General features: G+C 72.1%; 19 protein-coding genes. 9 read left to right on the forward strand and 10 right to left on the reverse strand.

What is annotated here, in order from left to right; all coding sequences use genetic code 11:
* Positions 1-13: 13 nt before the first annotated feature.
* Entirely contained in the window at positions 14-190 is a 177-nt protein-coding gene (locus DEJ29_RS03505; RefSeq protein ID WP_156463787.1) for a hypothetical protein, read from the reverse strand.
* A complete protein-coding gene (locus DEJ29_RS03510; RefSeq protein ID WP_244993373.1) occupies positions 187-996 on the reverse strand; it encodes a class E sortase in 810 nt (269 codons plus the stop codon). The genes DEJ29_RS03505 and DEJ29_RS03510 overlap by 4 nt, the downstream gene beginning before the upstream one ends.
* A 94-nt stretch (positions 997-1,090) precedes the next feature.
* Here DEJ29_RS03510 and DEJ29_RS03515 point away from each other — a divergent pair, with 94 nt between their 5' ends.
* A complete protein-coding gene (locus tag DEJ29_RS03515; RefSeq protein WP_111095513.1) occupies positions 1,091-1,552 on the forward strand; it encodes a GNAT family acetyltransferase in 462 nt (153 codons plus the stop codon).
* Between the two features lie 151 nt (positions 1,553-1,703).
* Here the strand turns inward: DEJ29_RS03515 and DEJ29_RS03520 are convergent, their stop codons facing one another.
* Positions 1,704-2,627 carry an EamA family transporter gene (locus tag DEJ29_RS03520; RefSeq protein ID WP_111095512.1) on the reverse strand — a complete coding sequence of 308 codons (924 nt, stop codon included), beginning with the start codon at positions 2,625-2,627 and terminating at the stop codon, positions 1,704-1,706.
* Between the two features lie 36 nt (positions 2,628-2,663).
* On the opposite strand from DEJ29_RS03520, the gene DEJ29_RS03525 reads away from it, so the two are divergent.
* The 6 genes from DEJ29_RS03525 to DEJ29_RS03550 all read left to right on the forward strand — a co-directional run bounded on the left by DEJ29_RS03525 (position 2,664) and on the right by DEJ29_RS03550 (position 8,854).
* On the forward strand, positions 2,664-3,812 hold the full coding sequence (locus tag DEJ29_RS03525) for a CPBP family intramembrane glutamic endopeptidase (protein WP_111095511.1): 1,149 nt from the start codon (positions 2,664-2,666) through the stop codon (positions 3,810-3,812).
* Positions 3,813-3,821: 9 nt separating this feature from the next.
* A complete protein-coding gene (gene recQ, locus DEJ29_RS03530; RefSeq protein ID WP_111095510.1) occupies positions 3,822-5,690 on the forward strand; it encodes a DNA helicase RecQ in 1,869 nt (622 codons plus the stop codon).
* An 87-nt stretch (positions 5,691-5,777) separates the two neighbouring features.
* The gene (locus DEJ29_RS03535; RefSeq protein ID WP_111095509.1) at positions 5,778-6,524 is read left to right on the forward strand and encodes a lysophospholipid acyltransferase family protein; all 747 of its coding nucleotides are present in this window, start codon (positions 5,778-5,780) and stop codon (positions 6,522-6,524) included.
* A gap of 135 nt (positions 6,525-6,659) precedes the next feature.
* Positions 6,660-7,004 carry a hypothetical protein gene (locus DEJ29_RS03540; RefSeq protein ID WP_111095508.1) on the forward strand — a complete coding sequence of 115 codons (345 nt, stop codon included), beginning with the start codon at positions 6,660-6,662 and terminating at the stop codon, positions 7,002-7,004.
* Positions 7,005-7,329: 325 nt separating this feature from the next.
* Positions 7,330-7,944 carry a M23 family metallopeptidase gene (locus DEJ29_RS03545; RefSeq protein ID WP_181438243.1) on the forward strand — a complete coding sequence of 205 codons (615 nt, stop codon included), beginning with the start codon at positions 7,330-7,332 and terminating at the stop codon, positions 7,942-7,944.
* 73 nt (positions 7,945-8,017) lie between these two features.
* Positions 8,018-8,854 carry an NAD(P)-dependent oxidoreductase gene (locus DEJ29_RS03550; RefSeq protein WP_284174400.1) on the forward strand — a complete coding sequence of 279 codons (837 nt, stop codon included), beginning with the start codon at positions 8,018-8,020 and terminating at the stop codon, positions 8,852-8,854.
* A gap of 50 nt (positions 8,855-8,904) precedes the next feature.
* Here DEJ29_RS03550 and DEJ29_RS03555 read toward each other — a convergent pair whose 3' ends face one another.
* Together DEJ29_RS03555 and DEJ29_RS03560 are read right to left on the reverse strand one after the other, a co-directional pair.
* A complete protein-coding gene (locus tag DEJ29_RS03555) occupies positions 8,905-9,108 on the reverse strand; it encodes a hypothetical protein (RefSeq protein ID WP_017886198.1) in 204 nt (67 codons plus the stop codon).
* Between the two features lie 10 nt (positions 9,109-9,118).
* Positions 9,119-9,637, reverse strand: coding sequence for a MarR family winged helix-turn-helix transcriptional regulator (locus tag DEJ29_RS03560; protein ID WP_111091855.1), 519 nt, complete (start codon positions 9,635-9,637; stop codon positions 9,119-9,121).
* 132 nt (positions 9,638-9,769) lie between these two features.
* Between DEJ29_RS03560 and DEJ29_RS03565 the strand changes: the two genes are divergently transcribed.
* Positions 9,770-10,663 carry an alpha-E domain-containing protein gene (locus DEJ29_RS03565; RefSeq protein ID WP_071406023.1) on the forward strand — a complete coding sequence of 298 codons (894 nt, stop codon included), beginning with the start codon at positions 9,770-9,772 and terminating at the stop codon, positions 10,661-10,663.
* A 170-nt stretch (positions 10,664-10,833) separates the two neighbouring features.
* On the opposite strand, the gene DEJ29_RS03570 is transcribed toward DEJ29_RS03565, so the two are convergent.
* Positions 10,834-12,171 (reverse strand): MFS transporter, encoded by a 1,338-nt coding sequence (locus DEJ29_RS03570; RefSeq protein ID WP_349775194.1) that lies wholly within the window; start codon positions 12,169-12,171, stop codon positions 10,834-10,836.
* Positions 12,168-12,578, reverse strand: coding sequence for a MarR family winged helix-turn-helix transcriptional regulator (locus tag DEJ29_RS03575; protein WP_111095504.1), 411 nt, complete (start codon positions 12,576-12,578; stop codon positions 12,168-12,170). The genes DEJ29_RS03570 and DEJ29_RS03575 overlap by 4 nt, the downstream gene beginning before the upstream one ends.
* A 95-nt stretch (positions 12,579-12,673) precedes the next feature.
* Between DEJ29_RS03575 and DEJ29_RS03580 the strand changes: the two genes are divergently transcribed.
* Positions 12,674-13,426: an SDR family NAD(P)-dependent oxidoreductase gene (locus DEJ29_RS03580; RefSeq protein WP_111095503.1), complete on the forward strand. Its 753-nt coding sequence runs from the start codon at positions 12,674-12,676 to the stop codon at positions 13,424-13,426.
* 180 nt (positions 13,427-13,606) lie between these two features.
* On the opposite strand, the gene DEJ29_RS03585 is transcribed toward DEJ29_RS03580, so the two are convergent.
* The 3 genes from DEJ29_RS03585 to DEJ29_RS03595 form a co-directional block, all read right to left on the reverse strand.
* Positions 13,607-14,548 carry an acetamidase/formamidase family protein gene (locus tag DEJ29_RS03585; protein ID WP_111095502.1) on the reverse strand — a complete coding sequence of 314 codons (942 nt, stop codon included), beginning with the start codon at positions 14,546-14,548 and terminating at the stop codon, positions 13,607-13,609.
* A gap of 175 nt (positions 14,549-14,723) precedes the next feature.
* Positions 14,724-14,993, reverse strand: a complete 270-nt coding sequence (locus DEJ29_RS03590; protein ID WP_111095501.1) for a hypothetical protein — start codon at positions 14,991-14,993, stop codon at positions 14,724-14,726.
* 11 nt (positions 14,994-15,004) lie between these two features.
* Positions 15,005-16,162 carry an inorganic phosphate transporter gene (locus DEJ29_RS03595; RefSeq protein WP_110864352.1) on the reverse strand — a complete coding sequence of 386 codons (1,158 nt, stop codon included), beginning with the start codon at positions 16,160-16,162 and terminating at the stop codon, positions 15,005-15,007.
* Between the last annotated feature and the right edge of the window lies 1 nt (position 16,163).

Consider the following 16,163-nt stretch of genomic DNA (forward strand, 5'->3'; position numbering starts at 1 on the left):
ACCCGACCTGACGCTACGGGGTCGGCGTCGACTCCACCGTGCCGTCCGGCGGCGGCAGGATGTCCGCCGCGATCCACGGGAACACCCACTGGAACAGCACGAACACGATGGCGACGAGGAGCACGAGCAGCTCGAGCACCTTCAGGGCGGTGGGGCCGGGCAGCAGCCGCCAGACCAGGGGGAAGATCACTTGGCGGTCTCCGAGAGTTCCTTCGGGGTGCCCTCGGACGCGGGCATCCAGTAGTCGAGCTTCGCGTGCGTCACGAACCGCTCCGCCGCCGACCACATCGGGTGGCAGGCAGTCAGCGTGAGCCATCGGTCCTGGGGGGTCGGTTCCACACCGGGCTTGTTCGGCACCGGCGCGATCGTCTCGATCTTGTCGGGCGTCACGATCTGGCTGTCGGTGACCTTGTAGACGTACCAGACGTCGAACTTCGTCTTCGCGTCGGTGACCCGGACCACGACCGAGTCGCCCTTCTTGAGCTCCGCGATCTGGTTGAGGGGCTTGCCGTAGGTGACCCGGTGTCCGGCGACTGCGAAGTTGCCGGGTGCGCCGGGCATCGCGGTGTCCTGGTAGTGGCCGAGCCCGATGGTGTTGAGGACCTTCTCACGATCCGTGCCCTCGCCGATCGGCCGGTTGTAGTCCTTGCCGAACCGGGGGATCTGCATCGTGCCGAAGACGTCCGACAACCCCGGCGGTTCGTCCAGCACGGGTGCGGTGCCGCGGTGCTCGGTGCCCTCGACCTTCGGGGTCTTGACCTGGTCGAGGCCCTGCACGAGCTTCGTCTGCTCGTTCACGGCGACCACGTCGGTCCACCACGCCGTCCACACGACGTACAGGCCGGTGCCGGCGCCCGCGATGATGAGCAACTCGGCGATGAGCGACACGATCGCACCGCCGACCGTCTGCCGTCTGCGCGGGGAACGCCGGGACCGCGAACCGGCTTCGTCGTCCCGTGCGCTGCGGCGCGACGGGAGGGTGTCGTGTGCGGTCACGGGGCTCCTGATCGGCTGGGTGGTCGGACAGGTCTATCAGATCACGGCGACAGGCCGGTGACGACGTTCTCCCCACCCCCGTTAACGTGGGGGCATGGAGTACCGGATCCGCCCCTTCCGCACCGAGGACACCGACGCGGTCGTCGCCCTGTGGGAAACGTGCGGCCTCGTCCGACCCTGGAACGACCCCCGACGTGACATCGCCCGCAAGCTGACCGTCCAGCCCGAGCTCTTCCTGGTCGCCGAGCCCCAGGCCGCCGGCACCGGTACCGGTACCGACGACACCGACACCGGCGTCGTCGCCGCGGGCATGGCCGGCTTCGACGGGCACCGCGGCTGGGTGAACTACCTCGCCGTGCGCCCCGACCTGCAGGGCTCCGGCCTCGGTCGCACCCTGATGGCCGAGTTCGAGCGGCTCCTGACCGACCTCGGCTGCCCGAAGCTCAACCTGCAGGTGCGTGCCGGCAACGAGCAGGTGCTCGGGTTCTACGCGTCCCTCGGCTACACCGACGACCGCACGGTCTCGCTCGGCAAGCGCCTCATCCCCGACGCCTGACCGCGCCCGCCCGTCGCACCGTGCGGGTTCGCTCATCCGGTGCGGCGTTGGCGGTTCGGTGCGGTGCCGCAAGTCCGCACCGGGCGGTCAACCTCGCACGGTTCGAACGACTCGGCACCGTGCCGGCCCCGCCCGGCCCCGCCCGGCGCCGCTACGCCAACGCCAGCGCCACCGATGCGACGAACGCCAGCACGATGCCGACCCACTGCTGCGCGGTCAACCGTTCCCGCAGCACCACCCCGGCCAGCACCACCGTGCCGATCGGGTAGAGCGCGTTGAGCACGCTCACGACGGGCAGGGTCGCCGGGTCGTCGCTGCTGTGCAGCCCCGCCTGGATGAACACGTTCGCCATCGCGTCGAAGACGCCGCACACGGCGACGACGGCCAGCAGCCGCGGACCCCATGCGCGAGTCGACCGAGGCTCGCGGACGGCGGGAGCCCCGTCGGGGCGGGCCGACGTCGGGGCGGACACCGGGCCTCCCGTCCGGAGCACGACGACGAGCGCCGCCGCACCCAGCAGCACTGCCTGCAGCACCCGCGCGACCACGAGGGGCGCGATGCCCGAGTCGGACGGCGTCAAGTCGTAGGCCAGCACGATCCCGCCGAAGCCGCACCCGGCGACGGCGGCGGCGACCACGCCCCGGGCGGTGAGCCGCGCGCCCGAGGCGTCCCGGACCACCGCGACCAGGACCACCGCGACGACCGCGACGACGAGCGCGCCGGTCGCCACGGGCGACAGCACCGTGCCGCGGAACACCGCGACGAGCACCGGCACGACGGCCGCGAAGACGGCGGTGACGGGGGAGAGCACGCTCATCGGCCCGATCGCGAGCGCCGCGTAGAGCAGCAGGACCCCGACGCCGCCGGAGAGGCCGGCCACTGCACCCCAGACCGCGGCCGGCCACGAGAACACGCCGCCGAGGACCACCAGTCCGACGAGCAGCGGCAGGATCCCGATCGCGGCGGCCACCGCCGTGACGACGACCGGGCGGACCCGGCGCGAGGCGAGTCCGCCCAGGAAGTCGGCGAACCCGTAGACGATCGCGCCGGACAGGCCGAACAGGACGGTGAGCACGGCTCCCATCCTGCCCGGCCCGGTACCCTGCGGTGCGTGAGTGTTCCCTACCAGCGCCTGCCCCGGATCGACGGACGGTGGAGGTGGTGGCGGCCGCTCGTCGCCCTCGCGTTCCTGGCGGGGTGGTACCTCGTGTCGCAGATCGTCATCGCGGTCGCGTACTTCGTGCCGATCGGCGCAACGCAGGGGCCGCAAGCCCTGATCGACCTGCAGAACGACCTGGCCGGTGGCGCGCTCGACCCCACCGACCCGCTGATCCTGTCGCTGTCGCTGGTGTCACTCGTGGTCCTGCTGCCGGGCATCCTGCTCGCCGTCAAGATCGCGCGGATCGGACCGGCCGGCATCCTGTCGTCGACGCGGTTCCGGGTCCGGTGGGCCTGGACGGCGTGGTGCCTGCTGCCGACGCTCGTCATCGCCGCGTTCATGTTCGTCTGGCAGACCGGCCTGTTCAGTGGCGGCGGGATGATCACGACGGACGGCGGCTTCGCCTGGAACCACGACGCGATCGGCCAGTCGACGGTCTCCCTCGGCACCCTCACCCTGACGATCGTCCTCGTCGTCCTGCTCGTCCCGTTCCAGGGCGCTGCCGAGGAGTACATCTTCCGCGGCTTCCTCATGCAGACCGTCGCGTCGTGGATCCCGCGTCGCGTCGGCACGATCATCGCCGTGGCGGTCTCGACGGTCGTCTTCGCGGTGCTGCACATCCCGAACGGCTACAACGTCTGGGGCATCCTCGACGTCGGCTCGTTCGGCCTGATCGCGGCGATCATCGTCCTCCGGACCGGCGGGCTCGAGGCCACGGTCCTGCAGCACGCGTTCAACAACATCATGATCTTCGTGCTGCAGGCGCCCGGCTGGTCCGGGATCGACCTGACCTCGTCGGACGCGAACGGCACCTGGCAGGGGACGCTCGTCACCCTCGTCACGTCGCTCGCCTTCTGGGGCATGGTCGAGTTCCTGGCGTGGTGGCGGGGGCTGGACCGCCGGTTCGCCGGGCACGAGGCGCCCCGGTTCCGCGGTGTGACCCCGGCCTGGGCGGGCGGCGTGCGCTGGACCCGGCCTGGAGGCACGGGCTGGGCGACCACGCCGGCCCGCGCCGACGACGTGGCCGGCTCCGACCGCCGTGCCGGCTCCGGCACGGACGGAGCTGTGGACAGTGCGGTGGGTGTCGCCGGTCGCCCGTAGGCTCGTGGCATGAGCACCACGCCCGCGTCCGCTGCCGTGTCTGCTCCCGCTGCCGTGTCCGCACCCCGTGCCGCTGCGCTCGACGTGCTGCACCGCGTGTGGGGCTACGACGACTTCCGCGGCGAGCAGGCGGCCATCATCGACCAGGTGGTGGCCGGTGGTGACGCCCTGGTGCTCATGCCGACCGGTGGCGGCAAGTCCCTCTGCTACCAGGTGCCATCGCTCGTCCGCGACGGCGTCGGGGTCGTGGTGTCGCCGCTCATCGCCCTCATGCAGGACCAGGTCGACGCCCTGGCCGCGAACGGCGTGCGCGCCGCGTTCCTCAACTCCACGCAGGGCCCCGACGAACGGTCCCGGGTCGAGCGTGCCGTGGTGCAGGGCGAGGTCGACATGCTCTACCTCGCTCCCGAGCGGCTCCGGCTCGAGTCCACCCGTGCGCTCCTCGACCGGGCGCGCGTCTCGCTGTTCGCCATCGACGAAGCGCACTGCGTCGCCCAGTGGGGGCACGACTTCCGGCCGGACTACCTCGAGCTGAGCGTCCTGCACGAGCGGTGGCCGACGGTGCCGCGCATCGCCCTCACCGCCACCGCGACCCCGCAGACCCACCGCGAGATCTCCGCACGGCTCGGCCTCGACGACGCCGCGCACTTCGTCGCCGACTTCGACCGGCCGAACATCCAGTACCGCATCGAACCGAAGACCGGCGCGCTGCAGCAGCTGCTCACCTTCATCCGCACGGAGCACAGCGGCGACGCGGGCATCGTGTACTGCCTGTCCCGCAACTCCGTCGAGCGCACCGCGTCCGCCCTGGCCGAGCAGGGGATCAACGCCCTGCCGTACCACGCGGGTCTCGACGCCCGGGTGCGTGCCCGCAACCAGTCGACGTTCCTGCGCGAGGACGGCGTCGTCATGGTGGCGACGATCGCGTTCGGCATGGGCATCGACAAGCCCGACGTCCGGTTCGTGGCGCACCTCGACCTGCCGAAGTCGGTCGAGGGCTACTACCAGGAGACCGGCCGTGCGGGTCGTGACGGGCTGCCGGCCACCGCCTGGCTCGCGTACGGCCTGAACGACGTCGTGCAGCAGCGGCGGATGATCGACCAGTCCGAGGGTGACGCCGCACACCGTCGGCAGCTCAGCGCCCACCTCGACGCCATGCTCAGCCTGTGCGAGACGATCGAGTGCCGCCGGGTTCGGCTGCTCGCGTACTTCGGGCAGGAGAGCACGGCGTGCGGCAACTGCGACACGTGCATCGCGCCGCCGGAGTCGTGGGACGGCACGGTCCTCGCGCAGAAGCTGCTGTCCACCGTCGTGCGGCTCGAGCGTGAGCGCCGCCAGCGGTACGGCGTCTCGCACCTCGTCGACATCCTGATCGGCAAGCGGTCCCCCCGCGTGCAGGAACTCCAACACGACACCCTGGCGACCTTCGGCATCGGCGCGGACCTGTCCGAGGGCGAGTGGCGCGCGGTCGCACGACAGGTGCTGGCCCAGGGCTACGCGGCGGTGTCGGGCGACGGCTTCGGCACGGTCGTCCTCAGCCCGACGAGCGCCGAGGTCCTGACGGGCAAGGTGCAGGTGCGGATGCGTCGCGACCCGGTCAAGGCACCGCGGGCCGGACGCGGCAGCCGACGCACGGTCGTCACCGACATGCCGCAGGAAGCCGTCGGCCTGTTCGAGGCCCTGCGTGCCTGGCGTGCTGCCGAAGCCCGCGAGCAGGGCGTCCCCGCGTACGTGGTGTTCAACGACGCGACGCTCCGGGGGATCTCCGCCGTCCGACCGGCCGACGTCGACCAGCTCGGCGAGATCTCCGGCGTCGGCGCGGCGAAGCTCGAGCGGTACGGACGCGCGGTCCTCGACGTCGTCGCCGCGGCCGACTGATCTCCGACCAGCACTGCATGCCGTTCCGGGCATGTGCCCTCCGCGCGCCTCATTACACTCGGTAGCTCGTCACCACGAGGAGGTCCGGTGTCCGGTTCGACGAAGTTCGCCACCGTGCTCAGTCGCGCGGTTGTGACCCCGCTCGCCCGGTTGCTGTGGCGCCCGAAGATCATCGGTCGTCGGAACGTCCCGAAGCGTGGTGCGGTGATCCTCGCGAGCAACCATCGCTCGTTCATCGACTCGCCCGCGATCACGCTCATGGCACCGCGCAAGGTCGCGTTCCTGGCGAAGCAGGAGTACTTCACGGGTTCGGGCCTCAAGGGAGCCGTCTCGCGGGCGTTCTTCGGGGGCATCGGCGCCATCGGGGTCGAGCGTGGCGCGGGTGCGGCGGCCCAGCAGGCCCTCGACCTCGGGCTGGCCCGCCTGCAGGAGGGCGAGGCATTCGCGATCTACCCGGAGGGCACGCGCTCGCTCGACGGCCGGATCTACAAGGGCCGCACGGGTGTGGCGTGGCTGGCGTTGACGAGCGGCGCCCCCGTGGTGCCCGTCGCGCTCACCGGCACCGAGGACGTCCAGCCGGTCGGGTCACGGCTGCCGAAGCTCGCCCGCGTGACGATCGAGTTCGGGCAACCGATCGACCTGTCGTCCTTCGGCGAGGCGTCGTCCGGCCGTGCTCGGCGCCACGCGACCGATGCCGTGATGGCGGCGATCCAGGAGCTCAGCGGCCAGGAGCCGGCGAACGCCTACAACAACCCGCCCGCGACGATCGTGGAACGGGTCCGTCGTGCACTGCAGCCGGACGACCCGACCGCGGCGGCCGTCGACCCGGACTGATCGCTGCGTCTGTCCGGTCACTATTTCACATCTGAAATATCGATGGTTGAATGGCGGACGTGCCGCTCGGCACGCCGCCATCGCCGGTCGCCCGAGAACGACCAGCCACGACATCCAGATCGGACCATCCGCAGCATGTCCTCCACCCCGCTCTTCGACTCCATCGCCCAGCGCCGCGATCAGGCCGACGCGCCGCACTCCACGCCGTCGCCGGCGCTCGCCGTCGTGACCCCGGTGCCGACCTCACCGATGTCCGCGCCCGTCCGCCCGGGTGACTCCACGCTGGTGCCGGCCGCACTCGTGGCCGCGATCGACGAGATCCCGGTGCGGGTGGCATCGGCCCTGGTGACCGAGGTCACGATCCGTCCCGAGCACCTCGTCCTGGTCGAGACCGTCGCCGACGCGATCACCCGCGCGGTCGTCGACGCCGTCGTGTGCGAGCTGGACCGGATCGCCCGTGACGGCGTCGTCCGCGTCTGACCGGGCCGGGCGCCGCACGATGACGACCCCCGACGACGGCCTGCCCCGGCGCCCACGCGGTGCCGAGCGTCGCGCCGCCGACCGACCGACCGCGCCCCGGCCACGCCGTGCACGGCACGCTGCACAGCCGGGGCCGCTCCGAGCCGCCGGGGTGGCGGTGCCCCCTCCCGCCACCCCGGCTTCCACCCAGTCCGCACGACGCATCCGGCCTCCACAGCCCAGCCGGCCCACGCGGTCGGCCGCTCCCACGCAGCCGGCCGCTCCCACACGCCGCCGCCCCGCGTCCTTCAGGATCCCCGCCCGGCGGACACTGCCCGCCGCGGCGGTGACCGCCGTCACGTGCCTGTTCATCGCGGTCGGCTCCCCGCAGACCGCCGTCGCCGCTCCGGCCGCTCCGGTACCGACATCGGCATCGGCCGGTGCGCAGCACTTCGTCGCCGACGGTTCGACCAGGCCGACCGTCGGCCGCGACGACTTCTCGGTCGGCCGTGCTGCCGCAGCGCTCCGGGTGCCCGGTGGCTCGGGCCCGACCGGTGGCGCCGCCCGCCCCACGGCCGGTGCGATCCCGGACGCCGGTGGCTTCGGCTCCCGCTGGGTCGTCGGCTGTGCGGCCTGCTCGTCGAACCACCAGGGGGTCGACTTCGCCGCGGCCATCGGGACCCCGGTCGTCGCCGCGCTGCCCGGTCGGGTCGTCTCGGCGGGTGTGCTCGGTGGCTACGGCAACCAGGTCCTCCTGCAGCACGCCGACGGCACGGCGACCCGGTACGGGCACCTGTCGGCGATCGGCGTCCGCCCCGGCCAGGTCCTCCGCGCGGGGGAGCGGCTCGGGGCCGTCGGCAACACGGGCGTCTCGACCGGCGCCCACCTGCACTTCGAGGTCATCGTGGCCGGCACCCCGATCGACCCGGCCGCTTGGCTCAGGGCTCGCGGGCTCCTCTGACGGCGTCGGGCGTAGCGTCGGAGCGGTCGCGGCACGCTGTCGCGCCAGGACGGAGACGCACGTGCGAGTGACGGTGTTGGGGACGGGTGCGATGGGTGCCGGCGTGGCGGGATCACTGCTCCGCGACGGCCACGAGGTGACGGTCTGGAACCGCAGTGCCGACAAGGCCTCGCCCCTGGGCGACCGCGGCGCGACGGTGGCGAGCGACCCGGGCACTGCCGTCGAGCACGCCGAGGTCGTCCTGCTCACCCTGTTCGACACCGATGCGGTCGTCGACGTCCTCGAGCAGGCCGCCGGCGACGCCCCGACCGACGCCGTGTGGGTGCAGGCCTCGACGATCGGGGTCGACGGCACCGCGACGGTCGTGCAGCTGGCCGAGAAGTACGGCATCACCCTGGTCGAGGCGATGATGCTCGGCACGAAGGCCCCCGCCGAACAGGGCACGCTCACGATGCTCGCGGCCGGCCCGGCGGACCTGCTCGACCGTGTCGACCCCGTGCTCGACGCGATCGGCGCGAAGACCGTCCGTGCCGGCGACCACGTCGGCGACGGCACCGCTCTCAAGCTCGCCGCGAACGCCTGGATCGCCTCGATCACCGCGGCGACCGGGCAGTCCCTGGCCCTCGCGGCGGCACTCGGGCTCGACCCCGCGCTGTTCCTGCAGGCGATCGAGGGCAGCGCGAGCGACTCCGCCTACGCCCACACCAAGGGCGCCGCGATGATCGCCCGCGAGTTCCCCGCCCAGTTCGCACTCGACGGGCTGCGGAAGGACATCGGACTCATCACCGATGCCGCCCGGACCGCCGGGGTGTCCACCACGCTGCTCGAGGCACTCGGACGCGTCTACGCCGATGCCAGCGCAGCCGGTCGCGGGGGCGACGACATCGCCGCGGTCGGCACCGCGTTCTGACGCACGGGCACACGCACACGCACACGCACACGCACGGATCCGCCGACCGATCAGCCCCGGCGGAACAGTTGCCGCAGGCGCTTCGTGAGCCGCCCCACGGCCTCGTCGTTCATGGTGTTGGCGAGGTCGAACGCCTCACGAGCCGGATCTGACCCGGCCTGGATCCGTCGGAGCGCGGCGTCGGCACGGGCCCGCGAGTCGAGCTCGGCGAACGGCATGTCGTCCTCGGGGTGGTGTTCGCCGCGAGGGTCCATGCGGTCCAGGCTACGCGCGACGGAGGTGGTCCGACCCGGCGTCGAGCTCGTCCACGACACGGACCATCTCGTCCAGGAAGTCCACGACGACGGCCATCTCGTTGCTCGGCAGGTGCTCGGTGACCTCGAGCGCGCGGGCGTCGAGTTCCTCGATGACCCGGAGCGCGTGGCGCATCGAGGTGCCGGTGGCGGTGAGGATGACGCCACGGCGGTCGTTCGGGTCGGCGTGCCGTTCGACGTGTCCACTGCGGACGAGCCGGTCGACGAGCGCCGACGTCGACGCCGCGGTGATCTCGAGCCGCTCGGCGAGGTCCTTCGCGTTGACGGTGCGGCCGTCGCGCTCGGCGTCGATCAGGAACCGGAGCGCCAGCAGGGCGTTCTCACCGATCCCCAGTGCCTCGCGCGCTCGGCGCTGCGCAGCGCTCTCGGCCGTCCGGTACCGCCGCAGGGCGTTGAGGACGTCCACGGCGGAGACCGCGGAGTCCTCGTACCAGTACCCCGCGGTGCTGGTCATCACCTCGGACGTCATGCCCCCAATGCTAGACGCTCTAGTTAGATTGTCTAGCGAGCGCGGAGACGGGACACCTGCAACACCCGTGACGCGGTTCTGTAACACCCCGGCAACGCCGGCTCGTTAGGTTCTGGACATGCAGGAGCAGCCGTGCTGAGCCGCCTCGCGGGGAACGTCTTCCACGTGGGGAGCGCGGTGGAGCGCACCGACGTCGTCGCACGGTTGCTCGACGTCTACGTCGCCCGCCGAGAACCAGGCACCCTCGATGACGACCGGCTCGTGTCCACCGAGCTCCGCAGCGTCATCGGGACCACCGGCCCCGCGAACGACCCGGACCGTGCCGCCACCGTCGACGCCCTCGCGCTCGACCGGCACGAACCCGCGTCCATCGCCGCCGCGGTCGCCGTCGCCCGCGACCACGCACGCCGTGCCCGCGAGGTCGTCTCGAGCGAGCTCTGGGACTGCCTCGACGTCACGCGGTCGCGGATGCCCCGGAAGATCGCCCCCGACCGGGCGCACGAGTTCCTCGGCTGGGTGCGGGAGCGCAGTGCCCTCGCCATCGGGGTGGTCGAGGGTGACGCCAGCCGTGACGAGGTGTGGGAGTTCTTCACCCTCGGGCGGTCACTCACCCGCTGCGCCTCCACCGCCCGGCTGCTCGCGTCGCGGCTGCTCGAGCCGGACGCGGTCACCTCGTGGACGGCGGCGCTCCGGGCGTGCGGCGCGGGCGAGGCCTTCCTGCGCGGCCGTGACCACGCCCCGGTGCCGTCCGATGCCGCCGCCTTCCTGCTCCTCGACGCGCACAGCCCGCGGTCGTTGCGGTTCACCGTGCACCGAGCGGCCGAGTGCCTGGCCGACGTCGCCCCGTCCTGCGTCGCGGACGAGGTCGCCGGGTTCGACGAGGTCCGCGCCCTGCTCGACGGCATCCCGGAAGAGTCGGCGCTCGCGGTGGCGGGTGACGTCGGGCAACGGCTGGCCGTGGCTGCCGACCGCGTCGCCGCGGCCCTCGACGAGCGCGTCTTCGCGTCGTCCGCACCCGTCCTCTGAGCCGACCGGGCGCGTGTGGCGGAACGCCGCTGGTCCGCGCGTCGTGACCGCCGCCGTGGGCCCGGGTGGCGTCGGACGGGAGGCCCGTGGCGGCGCCGGTGCGGGCCTCCCGTCCGACGGTCCGTGCGTCACGGGCCGTCAGCCGACGGGCAGGGCGGCCCGCCGGTCCGTCAGACGGCGCTGGAGCGGTCGGCGAGCGTCTCGTCGCGTTCCAGCTCGCGGCGGAGCGCCGCGCGCGAGCCGACCACCGGCACGGCGTGCGTGATCGCCAGGTGCAGCCGCGAGTCGGCGTCGTAGCGCAGCCGGACCCGCTGGTACCGGACGAGCCAGACGAGCGCGATCCCGAGTGCGACGAAGCCCGAGGCCGCGCCGACGACGATCGCCCAGCGTGGGCCGAAGGCGTCGGCGACGGCACCGACGAGCGGGGCGCCGATGGGGGTGCCGCCCGCGAAGATCGCCATGTAGAGCGCCATCACGCGGCCGCGCATCGCGGGCTTCGTCGTGGTCTGCACCAGGGCGTTCGCCGTGGTCATGAAGGTCAGGGACGCGAGCCCGACGAACACCAGCACGATCGCGAAGGTCCAGTACGTCGGGGCGAGGGCAGCGGCGGTGCACGCGAGCCCGAACCCGCCGGCGGCGAGCACGAGGGTGCGCATCCGCGGTTTGTCCCGGCGTGCGGACAGCAGCGCACCGAGCACCGAGCCGACCGCCATCACCGAGTTGAGCAGCCCGAACTCGCCGGCGCCCTGGTGGAACTCGACCCGCGCCATCGTCGAGGTGAAGATCGGGAAGTTCACGCCGAAGGTGCCGACGACGAAGATCATGCAGAGCACGACGACAATGTCCGGGCGGGTGCGGACGTACCGGAAGCCGGCGACGATCTGCCCCTTGCCGCGGCCGGCCCTGACCCGTTCGGCGAGCTGGGCGGGGTCGACGAACCGGAGTGCGAGCAGGACCGCCAGGAACGACCCGGCGTTGATGACGAACACCCATCCGGAGCCGATCGCCGCGATGAGCACCCCGGCGACCGCGGGGCCGATCAGGCGTGCGGCGTTGAACGACGCGGAGTTCAGGGCGACGGCGTTCGCGACGTCCTCGCCATGCACGACGTCGGAGACGAAGGCCTGTCGGATCGGGGCGTCGAACGCGGCGACGATGCCGAGTGCCAGGGCGAAGCCGTACAGCGCGAGCAGGGTGGCGGTGTGCGTGAGGACCATGACGCCGAGTCCCAGCCCGAGCAGCCCCATCAGCCCCTGGGTGAGCATGAGCATCTTCCGGCGGTCGAACCGGTCGGCGGCGAGCCCGGTGAGCGGCAGGAGCAGCAGCTGCGGGCCGAACTGCAGGGCCATGGTGATGCCCACGGCGACGGCGTTGTTGTCGGAGAGCTGGGTCAGCACGATCCAGTCCTGGGCGGTGCGCTGCATCCAGGTGCCGACGTTCGACACCAGGGCCCCGGCGAACCAGATGCGGTAGTTGCGTCCGGCGAGGGAGCGGAACATGGCGGTCACTGCTGGGCCAGCCTCCTCATGATCTCGGTGGCGTCGGCGAGGGTGCCCCGCTCGTCGGCGGTGAGTGCTGCGAGTCGCGGGGAGAGCCAGCCGTCGCGGCGGCGTCGGGTCTCCTCGACGAAGGCGGCTCCGGCGGGTGTCGCGCCGAGCAGCACCTTGCGGCGGTCGTCACCGTGCCCGCACTTCGACACCAGGCCCCGCTCGACCAGCACCGCGATGGTCTTCGTCATCGAGGGCGGGGTGACGCCGTCCTGTCGGCTCAGGTCGGCCAGGGTCATGGCGCCGTCGCGGTGCAGTCGGGCGAGGGCGGAGAACTGTGCGTCCGTGACGCTCGAGTCGGCCTTCTGCGCACGCAGGGTGCGGGACAGCCGGTTCACCGCGATGCGGAGGTCGGTGGCGTCGCTCATCGGTCGTTAGCCTATCTCATTAGTTCAGCGAACGAACTTCATTTCGGGTGTACCGTGCTCTTAGACAACACGTGTTGCCGAGAGAGAAGGAGAACATGTCCGAGTTCGAGGGCAAGGTCGCCGTCGTCACCGGTGGTGGCAGCGGCATCGGCGAGTCCGTCGCGAAGGAGCTCGCCGCGGCGGGCGCCGCGGTGGTCGTCGCCGACATCAACCTGGCGGGCGCCGAGCGCGTCGCCGCGTCGATCGTGGAGGCCGGTGGCACCGCCCGCGCGTTCGAGGCCAACTCCGCGGTCGCCGCGGACAACGAGCGCATGGTGCGGTTCGCGGTCGACACGTTCGGCGCGCTGCACCTCGCCGTGAACAACGCCGGCATCGCTGCGGCGCCGCAGCCGATCGGCGAGTACGACGTCGCCGCCTGGGACCGCGTCCGTGCGGTCGACCTGGACGGCGTCTTCTACGGGCTGCGCTACGAGATCCCCGCGATGGTGGCTGCCGGCGGTGGCGCGATCGTGAACATGGCGTCGGTGCTCGGCGTGGTCGGGATGGCCCAGAACGCCGCGTACGTCACCTCGAAGCACGCGCTCGCCGGGCTGACCAAGGTCGCGGCGCTCGAGTACTCGTCGCAGGGCGTCCGCACGAACGCCGTGGGCCCCGGCTTCATCGACACCCCGCTGCTCCGGAAGTCGCTCTCGCCCGAGGCCGTCGCGGCGCTCGAGGACGACCACGCCACGAAGCGGCTCGGCACCGTCGCCGAGGTTGCCGCGCTCGTGCTGTTCCTGCTGAGCGACAAGGCGTCGTTCATCACGGGCAGCTACCACCTGGTTGACGGCGGCTACTCCGCTCACTGACGGGTCGGGTGCACCTGGACGTTCCGGGCGTACCTGGTCGAAACGGGCGTACCTGGTCGGTTCTTCCGACCAGGTACGCCCGTTTCCGCTTTCCAGCGCGGGTGCGATGGGAAGGAACGTCGGACGGGAGGCCCGCCCAGCGTGCGCCGGTCGGCTCGCGCTGGGCGGGCCTCCCGGCCTTCAGAGCCGCGCGTCCGTCAGGATCGCGTCGTGCGGGAGCAGGGCGTGCACGCCCCACGTGCGGTTCGCGACCTGCGTGATGCGCATGCTCACCGCCACGCTCGCCATCGCGAGGGCCTCGGCGCGGCCGATCCCGTGCAGCCCGGCGATCCAGTCGACCATCCGGTCGAGCGCCGTGGCCGTCGCGACGTTGAGGTCGGCGTCGAAGCCGAAGGTGATGCGTCCGGCGGGGGTGTCGGCGTGCACGCCCTCGACCGGGGCCGCATCGAGGAGCGTCAGGGTCATCGTCGTCGTCATGCCGCACTCGACCGCCGTGCCGGAGACCTCGCCGTCGCCCTGGGCCGCGTGCCCGTCGCCGACGTGGAGCAGGGCGTCCGGCACCGTCACGGGCAGGTACAGGGTGGAGCCGGCGACGAGCTCACGGCAGTCGACGTTGCCGCCGCCGACCGTGCGGGGCGGGATCGTCGAGTGCTCCCCGGTGGGCTCGGGCGGGACGCCGACGACGCCGAGGAACGGTGCCGTCCGCACCCCCAGGCCGAGCTGGTTCACGGCGACACCGGCGGACACGTCGATGTCCCAGAGCAGCGGGCCGCGCGACGCCGGATCGGTCAGGCCGAGTGCGCGGTTCACCGGGGAGTCGACCCCGCCCGAGGCCGTGTAGCCCCAGTCGTCGGGCACGAGGTCGTCGAAGTGCACCGCCAGGACCATTCCCGGACGTGCTCCCGCGACGGCGATCGGCCCGACCAGGCAGTGGCCCCGGCGCGGGTCGATCAGGGTTGGGGCGTCCAGGCCCGGGCCCGGCTGGCGTTCCGTGTAGCCCGCGGCGCTCAGGGTACGGACGGTCACCGTGTCGCCCGGTTCGACGGTCAGGACCGGCTGGCGTTCGGCGGTGAAGACGTCGACGGCGGAGTCGACCGTGGCGTCGAGGTGGTGGGTGGTCACCGTTCGATCATCCCAGGCGGGTGGGGTGCGGGGCGGTTCCGGGCGTACCTGGTCGGATCGGGCGTACCTGGTCGAATCGGGCATGCCTGGTCGGAACGGGCGTACCTGGTCGGAAGTTCTGACCAGGTACGCCCGATTCCACCAACCATCGCGGGTGTTCTGGGAAGGAACGTCCTCAGTGGAACTGGGGGATCGTCAACCAGATGCCGGCCAGCACCGCGGCGATGCACACCGCGAAGCACACCATGGCTCCCGCCAGCGCGACCGGCGGGGTGTGCCCGGAGCGTGGGGTCTCCTCGGAGTACTGCGTGCGCTCGCCGCCCGCGTCGTCCGGCTGCCCCGTCCCGAGCAGCCGGAGGCCGAGCGTGTACACGAGCACCAGGCCCACGGCGGCCACGAAGCCGACGCCGGCGACCGTGCCGATCGCGGTGAAGTCGATGTCCATCGTCGTTCCCCTCAGTTCGCTGCGCCGGTCGGCTGCGGCTCGGCCTGCTCGGCCGGCCCGGACTCGGTGGTGATGTCCTCGTGCGAGATCGGCTTGCGCTTCGCGAGGACGGAGAAGGTGAGCCCGCCGGCCAGGGCGAGGACCGCGACGAGCACCAGCCCGAAGGCCGAGGTCGACGCGAGCCAGGTCGCGAGCGCCCCGACCACCGCAGCGGCGGGCAGCGTGATCACCCATGCGATGACGATGCGGCCGACGACCGACCAGTGCACGTCGGCGAGCTTCTTGCCGAGGCCCGAGCCGACGACCGCGCCGCTCGTCACGTGGGTCGTCGAGAGCGCGAAGCCCAGGTGCGACGAGATGAGGATCGTCGCGGCGGAGCTCGTCTCGGCGGCGAAGCCCTGCGGCGACTGCACGTCGGAGATCTTCTTGCCGACGGTCTGCATGATCCGCCAGCCGCCCATGTACGTGCCGAGGCCGATCGCGAGCCCGCAGGCCAGGATCACCCAGAGCGCCGGGCCGGTGCCGGCGGCCTGGTAGTTCGCGGCGATGAGGGTCAGCGTGATGACGCCCATCGTCTTCTGCGCGTCGTTCGTGCCGTGTGCGAGCGACACCAGCGACGCCGAGATCGTCTGCCCGTGCCGGAACCCGGTCGCCGCACCGTGCGTCGTCGCGTTCTTCGTGAGCACGTACGCCAGGTACGTCGCGACCAGGGCGATCACCCCGGCGATGACCGGGGAGAGCAGCGCCGGCAGCACGACCTTCGACACCACCGTCGCCCAGCTGATCGAGTTCAGCCCCGCGCCGATGATCGAGGCGCCGATGAGCCCGCCGAACAGCGCATGGGTGGACGAGGACGGCAGCCCGAGGTACCAGGTCGCCAGGTTCCAGAGCACCGCGCCGACGAGCCCCGCGAAGATCATCGTGGGCGAGATGTGGATGCCGTCCTGCCCCTCGCGGATGATGCCCTGCGAGACGGTCTTTGCGACCTCGGTGGACAGGAACGCGCCGACCACGTTGAGCACGGCGGAGATGAGCACGGCGGTCCGGGGCTTGAGCGCTCCCGTGGCGACCGACGTGGCCATGGCGTTCGCGGTGTCGTGGAAGCCGTTCGTGAAGTCGAACACGAGGGCCACGACGATCACCAGCGTGACGATGACGATGACGTCCATG

The sequence above is a fragment of the Curtobacterium sp. MCPF17_021 genome, assembly GCF_003234605.2.
GTDB lineage: Bacteria > Actinomycetota > Actinomycetes > Actinomycetales > Microbacteriaceae > Curtobacterium > Curtobacterium flaccumfaciens.